An 18,524-nucleotide genomic window follows, 5' to 3' on the forward strand; every position below is an offset into this window, starting at 1 on the left:
CCCGAGGCCGTCCGCACCCGAGGCCGTCCGCACCCGAGGCTCCCGCACCCGAGGGAGCCCGTGCCGAGGTCTCCGCCACGGCCCTCGGGGAACCGCGTGGGCACGAACCGGCGTCCTTCCCGGTCATCGGGCGCCACCGGGCGCCCGGCCGACCGCGAGGGAGCAGCCGCGCATGAAGAAGGTCCTGATCACCGGCGGTGCGGGGTTCATCGGCAGCACGGTGGCGTCCGCCCTGTTCGACCGGGGGATCACCCCCGTCGTGCTGGACGACCTCTCCAAGGGCCGGGCCGAGTTCGTCGAGGACCGGATCTTCTACCGGGGCGACGTCGCCGACGCCGCCCTGCTCGACCGGATCTTCACCGAGCACCCGGACATCGACGCCACCGTGCACTGCGCCGCGAAGATCGTCGTACCGGAATCGGTGGCCAAGCCGCTGTACTACTACCGCGAGAACGTCGCCAAGACCGTCGAGCTGCTGGACTCCCTGCAGCGCCTCGGCTGCACCCGCGTCGTGTTCAGCAGCTCCGCCTCCATCTACGCGCCGACCGCCGACGCCCGGGTCGACGAGAGCTGTCCGGTGGACGCCACCAGTCCGTACGCGCGCACCAAGCAGATGATGGAGCAGGTCCTCCAGGACTGGACCCGGGGCGAGGGCGCCGAGCGGCAACGCGTCATCGCCCTGCGCTACTTCAACCCGATCGGCGCCGACCCCCAGTTGCGCACCGGCCTGCAGGACCTCCACCCCACCCACGCCCTCGGCAAGCTGATCGAGGCGCACACCACCGGCGCCCCGTTCACCGTGACCGGCGTCGACTGGCCGACGCGCGACGGCTCGGGCATCCGCGACTACGTCCACGTCCAGGACCTCGCCGAGGCGCACGTCGCGGCCCTGCTGCGGTTCGACGAGGTGATCGCCCCGGGCGCGGCGGACCGCTACCGGGTGATCAACATCGGCACGGGGGACGGCACCACCGTCCGCGAGCTGGTCACCGCCTTCGAACAGGCGGTCGGCGCCCGGCTCGACGTCCGCGAGACGGGGCCGCGCCCCGGCGACGTGATCGGCTGCTACGCCGTCGTCGACTCCGCCCGGGAGCTGCTCGGCTGGCAGCCGCGACGCGGCATCGCCGAGGGCGTCGCCGACGCGCTCGCCTGGCGGGCCACGTGGGCGGCCCGGCTGGGCGTCTGACCGGTCCTCCCGGCCACGTGCTACCTCGCCGTCACGGCCTCGCCGGACTTCGTCCAGTTCTCCCGCAGGCGGTCCAGGTAGGACTGCGCCTGGGAGCCGATCTTGACGCCCCGGGCGAAGGCCAGCATGTTGCCCGCCCCCGCGTTGTAGCCGAGCGCCACCAGTTCGTCCCGGCTCAGCGGCACGCTCGGACGGGCGGGGAGCTGCTCGGCGAGGTCGTGCAGGTGCCAGGCGGCGGCCTGGACGGCGAGGTCGCGGTCGTCCGGGAGCTCCTCCCACTGGCGGGAGGCGAAGGGGCGGCCCGGCTTGGTGTCGTCGAAGGCGGCCCGGTGCATGTTGGCGATGCCGAAGGAGGCGTCCGGCTTGCTGCGCTGCCAGGCCTTCTCGAACTCCGGGTCGTGCGGCTTGTACGACTCGTTGTAGAGGATCGCCATCAGCAGTTGCGGGTTGACGCCGGCTTCGGCGGCGTACCGGCGGACCGGCGCGGCGTAGTCGGCCGGGTCGTACCGGCCGGAGGGCTTCGACGGTGCCGCGGGGGCGCCGGTCGAGGGCGTCGCGCCGGCGGACGGGGTGGTGGTGGAGGTGGCGGTGGGGGCGGGGTCGGCGGAGGTCGCGCCGTCGTGGCCCTTGCCGCGGACGAGCCCCAGCCCGGCCACGACCACGACGCCGATCACCAGCCAGCGCCCCCAGCCGGCGCTCTTCCGTTCCTCGCTCACCGCTGCCGGCCCTCCCCGCTCGCCCGTGCGCTCGTTCGACCACCGTACGATCGGCCGTCCCCGGCGGCAGGTTACCCGGTGGCCTCGTCCGCGCGGTTCTCCGGACCGTCAAACACGTGACGATCTGCGCCTTCGGGGCGTTCCTCATGGTGTGCCGACGTGGCGGGGATCATGATCGCCCTGACGACGGCCCGCCGGACGGTTCGCCCGGTGCCGGTCGGTGGCGGGTGACTTTGCTGAAATGGGTTTGTAGGCTCCAGTCGGACTTCTACAGCGGTGTAGAGGACGGACCGATGCCGGGACCGAGGCGTTCCGGCACCCGCGGTGGTGCGGACGCGCCGTCGCGGCCGCAACGATCGATCGAGGGAAGTGCGCATGGCCGGCCAGCGGGCGAGAACGCCGTACCAGGACGCGGGACCGCGCACCGAGGACCGCGCCCTCCCGGCCCAGCGTTCCCGCGCGGCGGCCGGCGCGGGGGGCGCGGCGGACACCGGGGACGCGGGCCCGGAGCGATCGGCGCGACCGGAGCGATCGGGACGGGTGCAGGCGGGCCCGGCGCGCCGCCGGCAACAGGCCCGCCGCCGCGGCGGGTTGGCCGCGGTCTGCGCGGCGGTCGGACTGCCGGTGCTGGGCGGGATCGCGGACGAGTTCGGCGGCCCCGGCGTCGGCCTCCTGTTCGCGATGGGCTCGGTGTTCGGCACCGGCGTCGCGGCGGCGGTGTGCAGCCGCTCGGGCCGCTGGTGGGTGGTGACGGCGGCCCCGGTCGTGGTGCTGCTCGCCGCCTCGGGCGTCGAGTACGCGGCGCACCCCGACGCGTACCAGGGCCGGAACCTCGGCACCGGCGCACTGCGCTGGGTGGTCGGGGCGTTCCCGGTGATGGCCACCGCGGTCGGCGCGGCGCTGCTGGTGATCGTCGGCCGGGTGGTGCTCGACCGCCGACGGCCCGCCGGCGCGGGCGCCCCGAGCGGAAGGGGCCACCGTGGCTGAGCGCAACCGGGGCCGCGACGGCGACGGCGGCCGGACCGGCGACCGCGGCGGGAACCGGACCGGGGGCCGACCGGCCGGGAGCCCCGCCGTCCGCCGGACGACCGGGCACGCCGCCACGGCGCGCGCCCGCGCCCGGCAGCGCGGTACCTCGCCGCTGACCGCCGCGGGCCGCACCCTGGCCTGCATGGTGTCCGTGGCCGTGCTCGGCGCCAGCGGCCTCACCTGGTACGAGTACCGCAGCCTGGACGACGGCATGATCAAGTCGCTCGCGCTGAGCGAGGCGAAGAAGAACGCCCCGCCGCACCTCGACAAGTCCGTCAACCTGCTGCTGATCGGCCTGGACAGCCGCAAGGACATGGACGGCAACGACCTGCCCAAGCAGTTCGTCGAGGACGAACTGCACGCCGGCTCCAGCGAGATCGGCGGCTACAACACCAACGCCCTGATCGTGCTGCACATCCCGGCCAACGGCGGCAAGGTCGCCGCGCTGTCCGTCCCGCGCGACGACTACGTGCAGACCGTCGGCGCCGACGGAAAGATGCACAAGATCAAGGAGGCCTACGGCATCGCCAAGGAGGCGGCCGAGCAGAAACTCGGCGGCAAGGGGCTCTCCAAGGCCGAGCTGGAGCGGCAGAGCCGGGAGGCGGGCCGCTCGGCCACCATCCAGACCGTGCAGAGCCTCCTGGACGTCCCGATCGACCACTTCGCCGAGGTCAACCTGATCGGTTTCTACGACATCGCCAAGGCCGTCGAACCGATCCAGGTCTGCCTGAACCATCCGGTGGACGACCCGATCATCGCCCGGACCGCGACGCACGAGGGCGGCGGCACCGGCCTCAAACTGCCGGCCGGGATCAGCTCCCTGAACGCCGCCCAGGCGCTCTCCTTCGTCCGCCAGCGCCACCACCTCACCAACGGCGACCTCGACCGCACCCACCGGCAGCAGGCGTTCATCTCCTCCGTCGAGTACAAGCTCAAGCAGCAGGGGATCCTGAACGACTTCGGGCAGATGCAGAAGCTGTTCGGCGTGATCAAGAAGGACGTCGTCATCGACAACGAGTGGAACATCCTCGACTTCGCCCAGCAGGCGCCGAACCTGACGGGCGGCAACGTCGAGTTCAACACCCTGCCGATCGCGGGGTTCAAGACGGTCGGCGGACAGGAGGTCAACACCGTCAACCCGGAGCTGATCAAGAAGATCGTCCGGCAGCTGTTCAACCACGAGTCCGCGCCGGACGTCCAGGCCCCGGCCGAGACCCCGGGCGACCCGGCGCCGTCCCCCTCCGCCTCCGCCGCCGGGCCCCCGAAGGCGGTGGTCGACATCAACGCGGCGGCCGGCGCCGGCGCGGCGTCCACCGAGTCCAAGGCGCTGGCCGAACTCGGCTACCAGGCGGGCAAGATCGGCGACGCTCCGGCGCGGACCCGGGTGACCACGGTGGCCTACGGCACCGGCGCCAAGACCGACGCCCAGCAGCTCGCCGACCGCTACGGCGCCACCGCCACCTCCTCGGCCGCCGTCCCGCCCGGCCACGTCCTGCTCACCCTGGCCGCCACCCGCACCCCGAGCCCCGGCCCCGCGGTGCCTTCGGGCGCCACACCGGGCGACCCGTCCACCGATCCGGCGGCGGGCCTGCCGATGCAGGGGCCCGCGGTGAAGGCGGGCGGCATCCCCTGCGTGGACTGAGCCTGCGGGGCCGAGCCGGCGGGGAGCGAGGCTGCGGATTGCCGAGCTTGCGGGGCCGGGCCGGCGCCGACCGGCACCGCGGGGACCGAGCCGTGCCCCGCCCCGGCCGTCGCCGCCCCGGCCGTCGCCGGGACGGCCGGAGCAGGCCGGACCGGGGTGCCGGTCAGGGGCGCGGGGCCTTCTCGCCGTGCACGGCGGTGTACTCGGCGGCGAGCCAGGGGCCCAGGTCGTCGATGAACCCGGCGAGGTGGCCGCGGTCCGTGGTCGGCGTCCGGGCGGTGGCGGCGGCCAGGCGCATCTGGTCGGCGCGCTCGGGGTAGTGGGCGGCGAACGCCTCGGCGGAGGTGGCGAGGTCGCTGGTCCAACCGCCCCAACGGGGCATCACCAGGGTGAAGCCGGTACGGACGACCCGGCGGGTGACCGACCGGCTGAGGGCCCGGAGCTCGGCCTCCGTACCGGCGGCGGCCAGGCGTTCGCGCCAGCCGGGGAGGGCCAGGGCCAGGTCACCGTTGGTCTCCCGGGCGAGCAGCGGGGTGGGGCGGTAGCGGGGGAGGCGGGCCGCGAGGTCCTCGCCGAGCAGCGGGGTGCAGAGACAGGCCACGAACCACCCCAGGTCGTGGCGTTCCAGCTCGCTGAGCAGCGTGCCCGTGGCGAAGAGCAGCACGCCGGCCCCGTCGATCTGCGCGAACTCGGCGTCGAGCGCGGCCTCCACGGCCGCGGCGTCGGCCCGGTCCGCCGCCGTCGGCTCGTGGTGCAGGGCCAGCAGCACGTCGAGGTCGGACACGCCGGGGACGGCGGTGCCGCGCGGGATGCTGCCGTAGAGGTAGGCGCTGTGCAGCCGGGTGGGGTCGAAGGCGGCGGTGATCCGCGCACGGGCGGCGTCGACCACCGGTCCGAACGCGGCCGGCACCTTGTCGAGCGAGCCCTCGCGGGCGATGCATCCGTCGGGGTCCAGCCCCCGCGTGGTGTCCATGCCGCCACCCTGCCCCACCGCCCGCCCCCCTGACCAGCGAATTCCTCTCCTGCGGACTGCGGACTGCGGACTGCGGGCTGCGGGCCTGCGGGCCCGGGAAGGCCGCTGCCACCGGCCGGGGCGGACGGTGGCAGCGGGCAGGCGCCGGGTCAGCTCGGCGGGGGAGTGGTCGGGCAGGGGGACAGCGTCGAGGGCGCGGTGGTCGCGCAGGACGCGGTGGGCGTCTTGGGGACGGTCGTGGTGGGCGGGGCCGAGCTGGTGACGGTCGCCTTGGTGCTGGTCGTCCCGGAGGCGGTCGTGGCCGCGGTGCTCGACGAGGACTTGCTCTCGGACGGGGTGCCCGAGGAACTGGAGGAGGTCGCCGTCGAGGAGCTCGGCCCGCCCGACGAGGTGGTCGACCCCGAGGTCGTGGAACCCGAGGTGGTCGAGCCCGACGTCGTGGCCCCGGAGGTGGTCGACCCCGAGGGCGTGGTCCCGGAGGCCGTCGGCATTCCGGACGGGGCGGTGGGCGTCCACGTCCCCGGCGGCGGGACGCCCGGCACCAGCGGGCCCTTCGGCGGCTCGACGCGCTTGTCGACGATCTCGACCCGCCCGGTCAGCCGGGCGAACCAGCCGCCGGTCTCGACGTTCACCAGGACGATCTCGGTCACCGGCTGCGGCGCCGGCACCACCACGACCAGTGTGGTCGGCTGGAAGCCCGCCCAGGCCTTCCCGGTGTACTTGGCGTTGCTCACCAGCTTCGGCGGCTTCAGCGGGTTGCCGCAGGAGCAGCGCACCCGGGGCACGCCCAGGTTGTCGACCAGGACGGCGGTGCCCGCCTGCAGCGCGGACTGGTACTCGACCACCGCGCCGCTCTTGTAGTTGTGGTTGGTCACCCGGGCGTCCACCCGCAGGTAGGTGGGGGTCAGCGAGCGGAGGTAGCCGGGGATGTCGGCCTGCGCGATGCCGGCGGCGGAGGCCCAGGCCCGCCCCTTGTCCCCGGCCGAGACCATGCCGATCAGCCGTTCGGTGTCACAGCTGGACTTGCCCATCACCCCGCCGTACAGCCCGGCCGAGCTGCCTTCGACGCTGTGCAGGGCGGCCGGTGAACCGTTCGTGGTGGTTGCGCCACCCGGGTGGGAGGTCGCGCCGCCGGGCTGCGCCGGGGTGGAGGCGGGCGCGGGGGCGCTCATCCCCTGGGTTTCCACTGACGGGGTGAAGGGGTCGGGCCCGGGATCGGACGGCGGCTGCAGCGCCACCTCGTTCGCGGCGGGGACGGCCTCGTTGTGGCTGCCCTGGTTGTTGACGATCACCACGGTGGCCACCACCGCCACCGCCAGGGTGCCCGCCGCCAGCGCCAGGCCCTTCCCGGAACGCCACCACGGCCTGCGCGGCCTGCCGCCCGATCCGCTGGAACCGTTGCGGCCGCCCGAGGGCGGTCCGGAGCCGCCGGGCGGGCCCGAGGGCGGCGGGGGCACGGACGCGCCCCCGCCGGACGGCCGACCGGCCAGCGGGCCGGACGGCGGACCGGAGGGAGGGCCGTACGGCGGCTCGCTCGGCGGGCCGGACGGCGGCGGTTGGGAGGTCATCGAGGCTCCGTTTCGCAGGTGGCCGGCGATCACGACCGGCACAGGAAGCTCCTGCCATCGGTTTCCATTTCTCCCCCGGTGCCCCGTACGTCGCAACAGCAGGTGCGCCGCCCGTCGCCGAGCGTGCGCACCGTCCGTCGGCCACCCTGGAAGCCGACCGGGCGGACCGGACACCCGGTGCGGCCGGCCCGCCGACCGGACACCCGGTGGGACGGGCCGGCCGGGCCCCGGAACCGGCCCGGCCCGGCCTGTCGGCAGAGTCGGCCCGGCCCGGGGCGACACCGGCGCGACACCCCGGCCGGTCCGACGGGCGGCAGGTCCGGCACCCGTCCGGTCCGACACACCGCCGGCCCGCACACGCGGTCGGCCCGACGAACGACGCCCGACGAGCGAGCAGGAGGCGGCATGCAGCAGCCCACCACCCGGGCCGCGGGCCCGCCCGGCGCCGTCCGCGGCTGGCTGGACGCGCTCGCCGTCGTGCTGGCGGGAGTGGTCGCGATGGCGGCGGTGGCCGCGCTCGGCCTCTGGCTGGCCGGCGCCGACGACCTCCCGGACGGCGGCTTCCCCTCCGTGGTCGCCGCGACGCTGGCGCTCGCCGTCGGCGGATCCGTCCAACTCGACGGCGGTGCGGGCAACTTCGCCGCCGTGGATGCCGGGATCAGTGCGATGCCGCTGACCGTCTCGCTGGCCGGGGCGGTCGCGATGGCCGAGGTGTTCCTGCGTCAACTGCGCTTCCGGGCGGTGGCCGGCGGCGGCGAACTGCTCGGCCGGATCGTCCGGACGGTGGTGCTCTGGGTGCTCGCCCTCGTCCTGCTCACGCTCGGCGCCCGGCACAGCTTCATCGTCCCGCTCGGCAACGACCTGGTGCAGTCGATCGGCGGCGCCCTCGGCCTGACCCCGGAGGTGGGCTTCCACGCCGAGGCCCCGAGCACGATCGGCATCGGGCTGGCCTGGCTGCTGTTCGTCCTCGCGGCCACCTTCGCGGTGTCCCGGCGGGCGCCGCTGCCGCCCGCCCTGGTGCGCTACCAACCGGCCGTGCGTCCGGCGGCGTTCGCGCTCTGGGCGGTCCTGCTGGCCTGTCTGGCGATCGGCGCGGTCGCCGGGGTGCTGACCGCGATCGTGCACGGCAACGCCCGGCAGACCCTGGCCGTGGTGGTGCTCGCCCTGCCGGACCTGGTCTGGCTGGCGTTCGGCCTCGGGCTGGGAGCCGAGTGGCGGGGCCGGCTGGAGGGCGGGCTCGGCCTGCCCGTGCCCGAGCCGCTGGCCGAGGTGCTGCGCGCGCCGGACGGACAGCAGGCGACGGTCGACCTCGGCACGCTGGCCGACCAGGACGCCCGCGCCTGGTGGCTGCTGCCGCTCGCCGCCGTCCTGCTGCTCGCGGCCGCCTTCCTCGCGGCCCGGCGCACGCCGCGCGGCGTCCGGCTCTGGCGGCACGCCGTGCGGTTCGCGCTCGCCACCGCCGTCACCATGCTGCTGGTGGGCCTGTGGACCCGGATGGACGCCGAGTACGGGCTCTCCGTCCTGGGCGTCGGCCTCGGCCAGGGCGGCCTCGCCGACCTGCTCGGCTCCGCCCTCGGCGGTGCGAACCCGCTGGGCGGCCTCGCCGGGGGCAGCCTCGTGCTGCGCCCGGTGTTGTGGACGTCCGTCCCGCTCGCGGCGGGCTGGGGCCTGCTCACGGGCGCGCTCGGTGGGCTGCTCGCCGCCCGGGTGCGGCACCCCGGCGAGGTCGCGGAGGAGCGGCCCTGAGGCGGTTCAGAACAGCCGGTGGCCCTGGACCAGGGCGGTCTTGGTGCCGTCGTCCCGGAGGAGCCGCAGCTTCCTGACGCCGCTGTGCATCTTCGCGCTGAACAGCAGGGACGGGCCGACGATCACCCCCGCCGCGGCCAGGGCGACGAGCAGGCCGATGGTGTCGGTGGTCCGCTGGTCGCCCTCCTCGACGGTCCGGCCGCCCAGGTCGATCAGCAGGGGGACGGTGACGAGGAGCGAGAGCAGCAGCAGCCAGCCGAGGCTCCGGTGGACCAGCTGCTTGGCCCGCGCGCGGGCGGCGCTCTCCACCCGGACCGCGAGGGCGCGGGTGCAGCGCGGGCAGATGAGGGAGATCTCCCGGTCCCCGCTCTTGGGCCGGGGCGCGCCGCCGGCCGGCAGGCGGGTGACGCTCCACTTGACCGTCGTCGTGGTGAGCCCGTGCTCCACGCTCGCCCGGCAGCCGAGGCTGACGACGTACCGGTCACCGATCGAGGACCGTGCCACTCGGCCACCCCCCTGCCGTGCCGCCGCGCCCGTCGCGGAGGGCAGCCGGATTGTAGCCCCCCGCGGCGGGGGACGGAAGGTGTGACGGAGCGTCAGATCGCCTCGGCCAGAAGGATCACCGCCGCCGGGACGGCCTGGCCGAGCGCACCGCGCCACAGCCTGGGCTCGGAGACGAAGAGGGTGATCCCGCCGGCGAGCATGAAGGCGCCGATGTAGACGATCACCGCGCGGCCGGAGGCGCTGTGCCCGGTGTGCAGCAGGACCAGGCCGGCGACCAGGCCGAGGGCCAGGAAGAGGTTGTAGAAGCCCACGTTGAACCGCCACAGCCGGACCTCGGGGGCGTCCGCGGTGTTGCCGGTGAGCAGGTAGCGCACCCGCGGGTGGCCGTACAGGAAGCTCTCCAACGGCCACACCACCAGGTGGATCGCGGCGGCGACCATGGCGAAGACCTGGCTCACGGCGTTCATGGCACGGTGCTCCCTTCGGGGGTGTCACCACAGCGGCGGGTGGACCACCGGGGCGGCCCACGCGGGCGGCTCGGGCACCGCGATCCGGCCGGGGACGGCCGCCGGCACGACCTGGGTGGGCGGGCCCTCGCCACCCCACCGGACCGGGGCGGCAGCCGACGCCGCGCGCAGCTCGGCGACGAACTGCAGGCAGCTCGCGTACCGCTGCTCGGGCGTCTTCGCGAGCGCCCGGGCGACCACCGCCGCCACGGCGGACGGCAGGTCGGTGCGGCGCTCGTCCAGCGCGGGGGGCGGATCGTTGAGGTGCGCCCAGAGCAGCGCGAGGTCGCTCTCCCGGCGGAACGGCGGGGAGCCCGCCAGCATCTCGAAGACCACGCAGCCGAGGCTGTACTGGTCGCAGCGCCCGTCCAGCGGCTTGCCGGAGATCTGCTCGGGCGCCGCGTAGTCGAGCGTCCCGACGATCTGGCCGACGCTGGTCAGCCCGCTGAGCGAGAGGGACTTCTTGGTGAGCCCGAAGTCCGCCAGGTACAGGTGCTCGGGGTGCTCGCTGTCCGTTCCGGCGGCGACCAGCACGTTGCCCGGTTTGACGTCCCGGTGCACCAGGTCGTGGTCGTGCGCGGCGTCCAGCGCGGAGGCGATCTGCAGGGCCAGTCGGGAGGCCCGCTCGACCGCGAAGGGGCCGCCCCGGTTGATCAGGGCGCGCAGGTCGCCGCCCTCGACGTAGCGCATCGCGATGAACAGGATGCCGTCGTGCTCGCCCGCCTGGAACACCGGGATGATGTGCGGGTGGTCGATCGCGGCGGCGGCCTCGGACTCGTGCATGAAGCGCTGCCGGAACACCTCGTTGCGGGCCAGTTCGGGGGCCAGCAGCTTGACCGCGACCGTCCGGCCGAGTCGCAGGTCCTTGGCCCGGTAGACCACGGCCATGCCGCCGCGCCCGATCTCGCTCTCCAGCCGGTAGCCCGCGACCTTCCGCCCGACCAGGCCGGCGGGCAGGCTGGGGGCGGACGGCTGGTCGGGGGTGCTCACGGCTCACCGGCCTGGGTCGGGGCGTACGGGCCGGGCGCCGGCGCTTCGCCCGGCCGGGGCGCGGGGCCCGGCGGGCGCCCCGGGACGGGGGCCGGGGTGTTCCTCGGGGTGTGGGTCGACGTGGGGCCCGGGGCCGGTGCCGGCTGCGGCGTCGGCGCCGGGGGGACGGAGGACGGCGGCCGGTCGGTGGCGGCGTACGTCTGCAGCTGCAGGCCGTCGCAGTAGCACCACCGGTCGTGCACGGGGTCGAACACCCAGAGCGCCTCGCCGTCCACCACCAGGCCCAGCCGCAGACCGCGGGCCCCTTCCCGGAAGGACTCCAGGTCGAGGGTGGCCGCCGCGAGGTCCTCCAGCAGGGCGCGGTAGCGGGCCAGTGCGCCCTCGGCCTCGGCCAGTGCCGGGCGCGGGTCGGCCGTCCGGGCGGGCGGGCCCCCGGCCGCCGGCGGCGGCTGCGGGAGGGCGACCAGCAGACGGCCGTCCACCCAGGTGGTCCAGCCGTTGGAGCACAGGACCTGTGCCCAGTCGCCCTGGTGGCCGAGCAGCTGCAGCGGCAGCAGCGAGTCCAGCCGCGCGGAGGGCCGGGCCGGATCCGGGGCGGCCCAGGAGGCCAGGCCGCCCGGCGGGGCGACGTGGGTGGGGCGGAACGCGAACTCGTCCATGGGCGGCTACATTTCCTCCGCCGCGCGACCCCCGCGCGCGGCACGAATCGCACCACAGGGCTGTTCCCACTCTACCGGGGGCCGCCCGGCCCGACCCGGCGTCGCCGTGGCCGTCGCCGTGGCCGCCCGCGCGCCGGGCCCGGCGCGCGGCGGGCCGCCCACCGTCACTTGCGCATGATCGCGGGCTCGTGCCGCCGCAGCAGGGCCAGCACGACCAGCCCGTACGCGGCGGACAGGGCCGGCAGCATGATCATGCTCAGCTCCCACCCGGACCGCTGGTGGCGGAACATCGGGTCCTGGGTGATGTCGTTGGGGAAGAGCGTGTGCAGCTCGACCGTGCGGGCCATCGCCGACATGCCCCAGCGGGACGGGATCAGCCAGGCGAACTGCTCCAGCCCGGGAACGCCGTACAGCTTGAGCATCAGGCCGCTGAAGACGATCTGGACGACGGAGAGGAGCACCAGCAGCGGCATGGTGGCCTCCTCCTTGTCCACGAGCGCCGACACCACCAGGCCGAGCATCATCGCCGAGAACGCGAGCAGGGCCACCGCGATGATCAGTTCGGGCAGTTGCGGCATCACCACCCCCGTCGGCACCGCCGTCGAGAGGTCCACCCCGGCCAGGCCGACCACCGTGAGCACCGCGGCCTGACCGACCGTGACGATGCCGAGGATCACCACCTTGGAGACCAGGTAGGCCGACCTGGACAGCCCGACCACCCGTTCCCGCTGGTAGATCGGGCGTTCCTTGACCAGCTCGCGCACCGAGTTGGCGGCGCCGGTCAGCAGACCGCCGATGCAGAGCGTGAGCAGGCAGTTGACGGCGTTGACCGGGGTCAGGCGCGAGCCGGCCATCGCCCGGCACATCAGGCCGATCACGAACGGCAGCACCACCATGATGGTGAGGAACAGCCGGTCGGCGGCCAGCACCGACGCGTACCGGCGCATCAGGGTGCCCAGTTGGGAGAACCAGCCCTGCGGCTGCTCCCGGCCGATCGCCGGGGCCGGCTCGTGCGCCCGGACCGGGACGGGCAGCGCGGGCACCGCCTCGGCCGTCACGTACCGCCGGTACTGCGGGGAGGCGCGGAAACGCGCCTGCCACGAGGCGTGGTCCTCGTTCTCGAAGGCCTCGAAGGCCTCCGGCCACTCCTGGTAGCCGAAGTAGTCGAGTGCCTCGCCGGGCGGCCCGTAGTAGGCCGTCCGCCCGCCCGGGGCCAGCACCAGCAGGCGGTCGCAGACGTTCAGGCTGAGCACGCTGTGCGTCACCACGACCACCGTGCGGCCGTCGTCGGCCAGCCCGCGCAGCATGTGCATCACCGAGCGCTCCATGCCCGGGTCCAGGCCGGAGGTCGGTTCGTCGAGGAAGAGCAGGGACGGCTTGGTGAGCAGCTCCAGGGCGACGCTGACCCGCTTGCGCTGGCCGCCGGAGAGGCTGGCTATCACCTGGTCGGCCCGGGCGTCCAGGCCCAGTTCGTGGATCACCTCCAGGACCCGGGCCTCCCGCTCGTGCGGGTCGGTGTCGCCGGGGAAGCGCAGCTCGGCGGCGTAGGACAGCGCGCGGCGGACGGTGAGCTGGGTGTGCAGGATGTCGTCCTGCGGCACCAGGCCGATCCGGCGGCGCAGCTCGGCGTAGTCGCGGTACAGGTCGCGTCCGTCGTAGAGCACCGTGCCCTCGTCGGCGGGGCGCAGCCCGGTGAGCGCGTTGAGCAGGGTGGACTTGCCCGCGCCGCTCGGGCCGGCCACGGCGAGCAGCGCCCTCTCGGGCAGCGGGAAGCCGACGTCGTCCAGCAGCACCCGCCGGTCGGGGCCCACCCGCACCACCAGGTGCTGGACGTCCAGCGAGATCTCGCCGGTGTCGGTGTACTCGACCAGGTGGCCGTCGGAGAGGCAGAGCGCGGAGTGGCCGATGCCGATGATGTCGGCCGGGCCGACCGGGGCGCGCTGGACCGGGCTCCCGTTGAGGTAGGTGCCGTTGTGGCTGCCCAGGTCGACGATCTCGTGCCCGCCGTCGGGCAGTTCGCGCAGTTCGGCGTGGTGCCGGGAGACCACCAGGTCGTCCAGGACCAGGTCGTTGTCGTCCGAGCGGCCGATCCGCACGGTGTGGTCCGGCAGCTGCAGGACGGCGCTGGGGCTGCGGAAGGTGCCGGAGCTCTGCGGGGCGATCAGGGACGGGCGCTCGTCCGGTGCGGGCGCGGGCAGGCCCGCGAAGGTCGCGGACGGGCCGTCGGCCGGATCGCCGAAGCGCAGCCTGGTGCCCGGACCGACGTCCTCGCGGACGACCCGGTGGCCGTCGTCGAAGGTGCCGTTGGTGCTGCCGACGTCCTCCAGCAGCCAGTGGTCGTCGGTGGCGCGCAGGATCGCGTGGTGCCAGGAGACCCGGGGGTCGTCCAGGACGATCTCGCTGGTCGGGTCGCGGCCGAGGTGGTAGGCCCGGGTCGGGTCGATCAGCTGGGAGTCGGTGTCGGTCACCAGGACGAGGGGCGGCGCGGTGAGTGCGCCGGGGCGCTCTCCCATGCTCGGCATTCTATCGCCGGGCGGTCCGCGCGGCCTTTCCGGACCGGGCGCCCGGCAGGAGCGTCCGCCCGGGCGTTCGGCGGAGCCGTTCACCCGGGGCGCCCGGCAGGAGCGTTCGGCAGGACGTTCACCCGGGGCGTTCGGCGGGGTCGTTTCCGAAGAGCCGTGCCGGACTGCGGGATTGGACTGGACCACTGGACGCGCCCGGCACTATCGTTCGGCGTGCCCGCGCGTCCGGCGTGCCCGCGCCGGGCGCGGCCGGAGTGGCCGAGTCCTGCCGAGCGTCGTCGAGTGCTGCGGAACGGAACCCATGAGCATCTGGCCCCGGTTGCGCCGATCCCGGACCGTCCGCGCCGGGCGGGCCACCGGGCGGGTGCTGCGCTGCGGCCTGATGGACACCATGCTCGCCGACCTCGCCGTCTCGGTGGTGCTCTGCTTCGAGCACGCGCTGGACGAGGACCGGCTGGCCGCCGGACTGGCCCGCGCGCTGGAACGGGTGCCGGTCTTCGCCGGACGGCTGCGCACCGTCGACGGTGTCCTGGAAGCGGTCTGCGACGACTCCGGCGTGCCGTTCGGCGCCTCCACCGTGGAGGGCACGCTCGCCGAGGCGATGGCCCGGGCCACCGCCCCCGGCGCCGACCTGGTCGACCAGGTGGACGCCCCGGTCGCGCGGACCGGCGGCGCCCCGCTGCTCACCGTCCGGATCACCCGGACCGCCGACGGCGGGACGGTGCTCGGCTGCTCCTGGCACCATGCGATCGGCGACCTGCACAGCTTCCTGCTGTTGCTGCGGATCTGGTCGGCGGCGGTCGAGGGCGAGCCGCTGCCGGAGGCCGAACTCGTCGCCGACCAGGACGCGTTGCTGGACGGGGTGCTCCCCGCCGAGGACTGCGGCCGGCCGGGCTTCCGGGTGCCCTCGCCCGAGGAGGCGGAGCTGCTGGCCCGTACGGTGGCGGCCGCTCCGCGCGCCAACCGGACGGTCCAGATCGCCTTCACCGACGCCGAAGTGACCCGGATGCGAGCGGAGTTCGGCGCGGCGACCGGCCGCCGGCTGTCCTCCGGTGACGTGCTCTGCGCCCATCTCCTCGACACCCTGCGCGAGTTGGACGGCGACGACGCCGAGCGGATGCTGACCGTCCCGGTCAACGCCCGCCGCTGGCTCGGCCTCCCGCCCGCCCTGGTGGGCAACCTGCTGAGCGAGGTCCACGTCCCGCACCGGCCCGCCGATGGTCCGGCGGCGCTCGCCGGCGCGCTGCGGTCGGCGGTCGAGGAGTTCCCGACCGCGCACCTCAACCTCCGCTCCAACCTGGGCTTCCTGGCCGCGCTCGGGCGCTCCCGGCTGCGCGAGTGCGTGCCCCTGGGCTTCGACCCGGCGGAGCGCCGGTTCAGCTTCTCCAACTGGAGCCGCTTCGGGGCCTACCGGGTGAGCTTCCAGGGGCACCGCCCGGTGTTCTTCAGCCCCGCCGCCAACTACCCGCTGCCGTGGGTCAGCTGGACGGTCGAGGGGTTCCGCGGCGAGGGGTACCTGAGCACGGTGGTGCTGCCGGCCCGGCTCGCCGCCCGGGTCCGCGGGGCGGAGGGCCGGGCGGCACTGCACCGGTACCGTACGGCGGCCGACGAGCTGCCCGGGTCGTCGGCCGTGCTGCCGAAGGTGCTCTGACGGCTACCGGCCGCCGGTCAGGTGAACGAGCGCTCGATCGCCGTCCACAGCGCGGAGCGGGCCCGCAGGGCGGTGCGGACGGTCTCGGCGCAGGAGTCCCACTTGGCCTGGTCGTCGCCGCACAGGTCGATCAGCATCTGCATCGCCATCGGGGTGTGCTGCTCGCCGTCGACCTCGATGTGCCGGGCCAGGTAGTCCTTGAAGACGGTGAGCACGCCCTCCGGGTCCTCGATCGCGATCACCTGGGTGAACATCTCCGGGATCAGGTCCTCACGGCCGAAGGCGAAGGCGGCGGCCCGGCAGTGCAGCGGCGCGTGCTCGATGATCGACCAGGTGGTGCCGGTGAAGTCGACGGCGGCCTGCGGGACTTCGGCCGCCTTCAGGGCCTCCGGCACGGCTCTGCCGGTGCCCAGCAGGCCCAGGAACTCCGTCACCGGGCGGGTGTCGGCGCCGGCCTGGCGCATGCCCTCGAGATAGAGCTCGAAGTGACTGGTGTAGCCCTCGCCGAGTTCGTCGCTCTCCTCGACCAGCACGATCTCGTTGATCAGCCGGCGGCTGGCCGTCGGGCCGCTCGGGACCCACGGGACCTCGACGCAGGTCAGGTCGCGCTGCAGGCTCTTCAGCAGCGACATGAAGTCCCATACGGCGAAGACGTGGCTGTTCAGGAAGGTGCGGACGCGCTCGATGCTGGTGAGCTCGTGGTACACGGAGTGGCCGACCACCTCGTGGCGCAGCGGGTCGATGGCCCGCTGCAGGCTGGTGAGGCCGGGGTGGGAACGGTCCCAGTGGTAGCGGTTGGCGGACATGCGGGCTCCTTGTCGCTCAGTGGTGGTGCTTCATGACGCCGTACAGCGCGTGCCGCAGCTGTTCGCGGGTGGGCTGAAGGGCGCGGTCGAGGGTGGGGGCGAAGGGCAGGACGGCGCCGTCCGGGCGGGTGACCCGGCGGGGTGGCGCGATCAGCCGCATGTCCTCGGCTGCGGTGGCCAGGACCTCCGCGCCGAAGCCGCAGCTGCGGTTGGAGTCGTCGATCACGACCAGTCGGCCGGTACGTTCCAGCGAGGCGGTGAGCGCGGCCCAATCTAGGGGGTACAGCGTGCGCGGGTCGAGGACTTCGACAGAGATCTCTTCGGCGACCTCCTCCGCCACGGCGAGCGCGTCGTGCACCAGGTGTCCGACGGCGACCACGGTGACGTCGGTGCCCGGTCGGTGGATCCGGGCCCGGCCGAGCGGGACGGGCCCGAGCTCCCGGGTGACGGTCTCGCGCACCGGCAGGGCGGCGGCCGGCGCGAACACCACGACCGGGTCCGGGTCCCGGATCGCCGAGCGCAGCAGCCCGTAGGCGTCCGTGGGAGTGGCGGGCACCACGGTCTTCATCCCGGCGTGCGCGAACAGGCTGTACGGATGGTCGGAGTGCTGCCCGGCCCAGCCGTCCCGCGAGCCGGATCCGGGCACCAGGCAGGTCAGCGGCACCGCCGCCTGGCCGCCGGTCATCAGCGAGAACTTGTGCGCCTGGTTGACGAGTTGCTCGAAGACCAGGAACAGCAGGGAGGGGATCTGGAACTCCAGCACCGGGCGCCGGCCGGCCAGCGCGGCGCCCACCGCCAGTGCGGTGAAGGCCTGTTCGGACAGCGGGGTGTCGACGATCCGCCCAGGGCCGAAGCGGTCCAGCAGGCCGAGCGTGGGCCCGGCCAGGCCGGCCCCGATGTCCTCGCCGAAGACGCAGACCGCCGGGTCCGCGGCGAGTTCGTCGGCCAGCGCCCGGTTGAGGGCCTTGGTGTACGAGAGCCTGGTCACGGCGCCGCCCCCGCCCGGGGCCGCAGCCCGTCGGCGTACAGGTGGTCCAGGGCGCCCGCCGGGTCCGGGTGGTCCGAGGCGTGCGCGAACTCCGCCGCGTCCGCGAGTAGTTCGGCCACCGACCGGTCCAGCTCGGCGACGACGGCGGGGTCGAGCAGGGCGGCGGCCCGGGGGAGCGGGTCCCGCGCGCGCCAGGTTTCCACCTCCTCGGGGGTCCGGTAGCGCAGCTTCATCCTGCGTTCCATGGTGTGGTGGCCCTCGAAGCGGTAGGTGCGGCACTCCAGGAAGCCGGGGCCACCGCCCGCCCGGGCCCGCTCGACGGCGCGCAGGGCGGCGGCGCGCACGGCCTCGGTGTCCATGCCGTCCACCGCCTCGGCGGGGATGCCGAAGGCGGCCGCCCGCCCGGTGGCGCTGCCCGCGACGGCCGTCGCGGCCGGCAGGGTGGTGGCGTAGCCGTTGTTCTCGCAGACGAACAGCACCGGCAGGCGCCACATCGCGGCGAGGTTGAGCGACTCCAGCAGGACGCCCTGGTTGAGCGCGCCGTCCCCGAAGAAGGCCACCGCCACCGGGCAGCTGCCGCCCGGCTCCCCCTGCTCGGTTCCGTCCGGCCGGGTCCGGGCGGCTGGGGACGGCGTCTGCCGCGCCTGCGCCTGCTGGGCGGCCCAGGCGGCGCCGACCGCGATCGGGGCGCCGGCGCCGACGATGCCGTTGGCGCCGAGGATGCCCAGCGAAAGGTCGGCCGCGTGCATGGAGCCGCCCCGGCCGCCGTTCAACCCGCCGACCCGGCCGAGCAGTTCGGCGAGCAGCCGGTGCGGCGCGGCGCCCCGGGCGAGCACGTGGCCGTGGCCGCGGTGGGTGCTGGTGAGCCGGTCGGCCGGGCGCAGCACCGAGCAGACGCCCACCGCGACGGCCTCCTGCCCGATGTAGGGGTGGATGCCGCCGGGGATCCCGCCGGTCTTCACCAGGCCGAGCGCCACCTGTTCGAAGTCGCGGATCAGCCGCAGCATCCGGTAGCGCTCGGCGGGCGTGCCGAGCGCG

Annotated in this window: 16 protein-coding genes; 5 read left to right on the forward strand and 11 right to left on the reverse strand. The window is 74.8% G+C overall.

Features of this window, described 5'->3' with window-relative positions:
* The first annotated feature begins 172 nt into the window (after positions 1-172).
* The gene (gene galE, locus ACZ6Y7_RS06590; protein ID WP_465756717.1) at positions 173-1,186 is read left to right on the forward strand and encodes a UDP-glucose 4-epimerase GalE; all 1,014 of its coding nucleotides are present in this window, start codon (positions 173-175) and stop codon (positions 1,184-1,186) included.
* Between the two features lie 20 nt (positions 1,187-1,206).
* Here the strand turns inward: galE and ACZ6Y7_RS06595 are convergent, their stop codons facing one another.
* On the reverse strand, positions 1,207-1,902 hold the full coding sequence (locus ACZ6Y7_RS06595) for a transglycosylase SLT domain-containing protein (protein ID WP_465756718.1): 696 nt from the start codon (positions 1,900-1,902) through the stop codon (positions 1,207-1,209).
* Between the two features lie 375 nt (positions 1,903-2,277).
* Here ACZ6Y7_RS06595 and ACZ6Y7_RS06600 point away from each other — a divergent pair, with 375 nt between their 5' ends.
* Both ACZ6Y7_RS06600 and ACZ6Y7_RS06605 read left to right on the forward strand, forming a co-directional pair.
* Positions 2,278-2,889 carry a DUF6542 domain-containing protein gene (locus tag ACZ6Y7_RS06600; protein WP_465756719.1) on the forward strand — a complete coding sequence of 204 codons (612 nt, stop codon included), beginning with the start codon at positions 2,278-2,280 and terminating at the stop codon, positions 2,887-2,889.
* Positions 2,882-4,573, forward strand: a complete 1,692-nt coding sequence (locus ACZ6Y7_RS06605) for an LCP family protein (RefSeq protein WP_465756720.1) — start codon at positions 2,882-2,884, stop codon at positions 4,571-4,573. Before ACZ6Y7_RS06600 ends, ACZ6Y7_RS06605 begins: the two co-directional genes overlap by 8 nt.
* A gap of 163 nt (positions 4,574-4,736) precedes the next feature.
* Here the strand turns inward: ACZ6Y7_RS06605 and ACZ6Y7_RS06610 are convergent, their stop codons facing one another.
* Together ACZ6Y7_RS06610 and ACZ6Y7_RS06615 are read right to left on the reverse strand one after the other, a co-directional pair.
* The gene (locus tag ACZ6Y7_RS06610) at positions 4,737-5,546 is read right to left on the reverse strand and encodes a nucleotidyltransferase (protein ID WP_465756721.1); all 810 of its coding nucleotides are present in this window, start codon (positions 5,544-5,546) and stop codon (positions 4,737-4,739) included.
* A gap of 149 nt (positions 5,547-5,695) precedes the next feature.
* On the reverse strand, positions 5,696-7,114 hold the full coding sequence (locus ACZ6Y7_RS06615) for a DUF6777 domain-containing protein (protein ID WP_465756722.1): 1,419 nt from the start codon (positions 7,112-7,114) through the stop codon (positions 5,696-5,698).
* Between the two features lie 405 nt (positions 7,115-7,519).
* Between ACZ6Y7_RS06615 and ACZ6Y7_RS06620 the strand changes: the two genes are divergently transcribed.
* The gene (locus ACZ6Y7_RS06620) at positions 7,520-8,860 is read left to right on the forward strand and encodes a streptophobe family protein (RefSeq protein ID WP_465756723.1); all 1,341 of its coding nucleotides are present in this window, start codon (positions 7,520-7,522) and stop codon (positions 8,858-8,860) included.
* Positions 8,861-8,866: 6 nt separating this feature from the next.
* On the opposite strand, the gene ACZ6Y7_RS06625 is transcribed toward ACZ6Y7_RS06620, so the two are convergent.
* From ACZ6Y7_RS06625 to ACZ6Y7_RS06645, 5 genes are all read right to left on the reverse strand, one after another.
* Entirely contained in the window at positions 8,867-9,364 is a 498-nt protein-coding gene (locus ACZ6Y7_RS06625) for a hypothetical protein (protein ID WP_465756724.1), read from the reverse strand.
* 92 nt (positions 9,365-9,456) lie between these two features.
* Positions 9,457-9,831, reverse strand: a complete 375-nt coding sequence (locus ACZ6Y7_RS06630) for a DUF1304 domain-containing protein (protein ID WP_465756725.1) — start codon at positions 9,829-9,831, stop codon at positions 9,457-9,459.
* Between the two features lie 24 nt (positions 9,832-9,855).
* Complete coding sequence (locus ACZ6Y7_RS06635) at positions 9,856-10,860, reverse strand: serine/threonine-protein kinase (RefSeq protein ID WP_465756726.1); 1,005 nt, start codon at positions 10,858-10,860, stop codon at positions 9,856-9,858.
* On the reverse strand, positions 10,857-11,519 hold the full coding sequence (locus ACZ6Y7_RS06640; protein ID WP_465756727.1) for a hypothetical protein: 663 nt from the start codon (positions 11,517-11,519) through the stop codon (positions 10,857-10,859). The genes ACZ6Y7_RS06635 and ACZ6Y7_RS06640 overlap by 4 nt, the downstream gene beginning before the upstream one ends.
* A 164-nt stretch (positions 11,520-11,683) precedes the next feature.
* Positions 11,684-14,032 (reverse strand): ABC transporter ATP-binding protein/permease, encoded by a 2,349-nt coding sequence (locus ACZ6Y7_RS06645; RefSeq protein ID WP_465756728.1) that lies wholly within the window; start codon positions 14,030-14,032, stop codon positions 11,684-11,686.
* A gap of 310 nt (positions 14,033-14,342) precedes the next feature.
* Here ACZ6Y7_RS06645 and ACZ6Y7_RS06650 point away from each other — a divergent pair, with 310 nt between their 5' ends.
* A complete protein-coding gene (locus ACZ6Y7_RS06650; protein ID WP_465756729.1) occupies positions 14,343-15,692 on the forward strand; it encodes an acyltransferase in 1,350 nt (449 codons plus the stop codon).
* A 17-nt stretch (positions 15,693-15,709) separates the two neighbouring features.
* Here ACZ6Y7_RS06650 and ACZ6Y7_RS06655 read toward each other — a convergent pair whose 3' ends face one another.
* From ACZ6Y7_RS06655 to ACZ6Y7_RS06665, 3 genes are read right to left on the reverse strand one after another with little or no spacing between them, the layout of a single operon-like run.
* Positions 15,710-16,498 (reverse strand): DUF3050 domain-containing protein, encoded by a 789-nt coding sequence (locus ACZ6Y7_RS06655; RefSeq protein ID WP_465756730.1) that lies wholly within the window; start codon positions 16,496-16,498, stop codon positions 15,710-15,712.
* 16 nt (positions 16,499-16,514) lie between these two features.
* Entirely contained in the window at positions 16,515-17,486 is a 972-nt protein-coding gene (locus ACZ6Y7_RS06660; RefSeq protein WP_465756731.1) for an alpha-ketoacid dehydrogenase subunit beta, read from the reverse strand.
* Positions 17,483-18,493: a thiamine pyrophosphate-dependent dehydrogenase E1 component subunit alpha gene (locus tag ACZ6Y7_RS06665; RefSeq protein WP_465757006.1), complete on the reverse strand. Its 1,011-nt coding sequence runs from the start codon at positions 18,491-18,493 to the stop codon at positions 17,483-17,485. The genes ACZ6Y7_RS06660 and ACZ6Y7_RS06665 overlap by 4 nt, the downstream gene beginning before the upstream one ends.
* Positions 18,494-18,524: the final 31 nt, after the last annotated feature.

The organism is Kitasatospora sp. NPDC053308 (genome assembly GCF_055585785.1).

Coding starts and splice junctions, on each gene's coding strand:
- galE (WP_465756717.1), top strand. CDS start 173: ATGAAGAAGGTCCTGATCACCGGCGGTGCGGGGTTCATCGGCAGCACG.
- ACZ6Y7_RS06600 (WP_465756719.1), top strand. CDS start 2,278: ATGGCCGGCCAGCGGGCGAGAACGCCGTACCAGGACGCGGGACCGCGC.
- ACZ6Y7_RS06610 (WP_465756721.1), bottom strand. CDS start 5,546: ATGGACACCACGCGGGGGCTGGACCCCGACGGATGCATCGCCCGCGAG.
- ACZ6Y7_RS06615 (WP_465756722.1), bottom strand. CDS start 7,114: ATGACCTCCCAACCGCCGCCGTCCGGCCCGCCGAGCGAGCCGCCGTAC.
- ACZ6Y7_RS06620 (WP_465756723.1), top strand. CDS start 7,520: ATGCAGCAGCCCACCACCCGGGCCGCGGGCCCGCCCGGCGCCGTCCGC.
- ACZ6Y7_RS06630 (WP_465756725.1), bottom strand. CDS start 9,831: ATGAACGCCGTGAGCCAGGTCTTCGCCATGGTCGCCGCCGCGATCCAC.
- ACZ6Y7_RS06640 (WP_465756727.1), bottom strand. CDS start 11,519: ATGGACGAGTTCGCGTTCCGCCCCACCCACGTCGCCCCGCCGGGCGGC.
- ACZ6Y7_RS06645 (WP_465756728.1), bottom strand. CDS start 14,032: ATGGGAGAGCGCCCCGGCGCACTCACCGCGCCGCCCCTCGTCCTGGTG.
- ACZ6Y7_RS06650 (WP_465756729.1), top strand. CDS start 14,343: ATGAGCATCTGGCCCCGGTTGCGCCGATCCCGGACCGTCCGCGCCGGG.
- ACZ6Y7_RS06655 (WP_465756730.1), bottom strand. CDS start 16,498: ATGTCCGCCAACCGCTACCACTGGGACCGTTCCCACCCCGGCCTCACC.
- ACZ6Y7_RS06665 (WP_465757006.1), bottom strand. CDS start 18,493: ATGCTGCGGCTGATCCGCGACTTCGAACAGGTGGCGCTCGGCCTGGTG.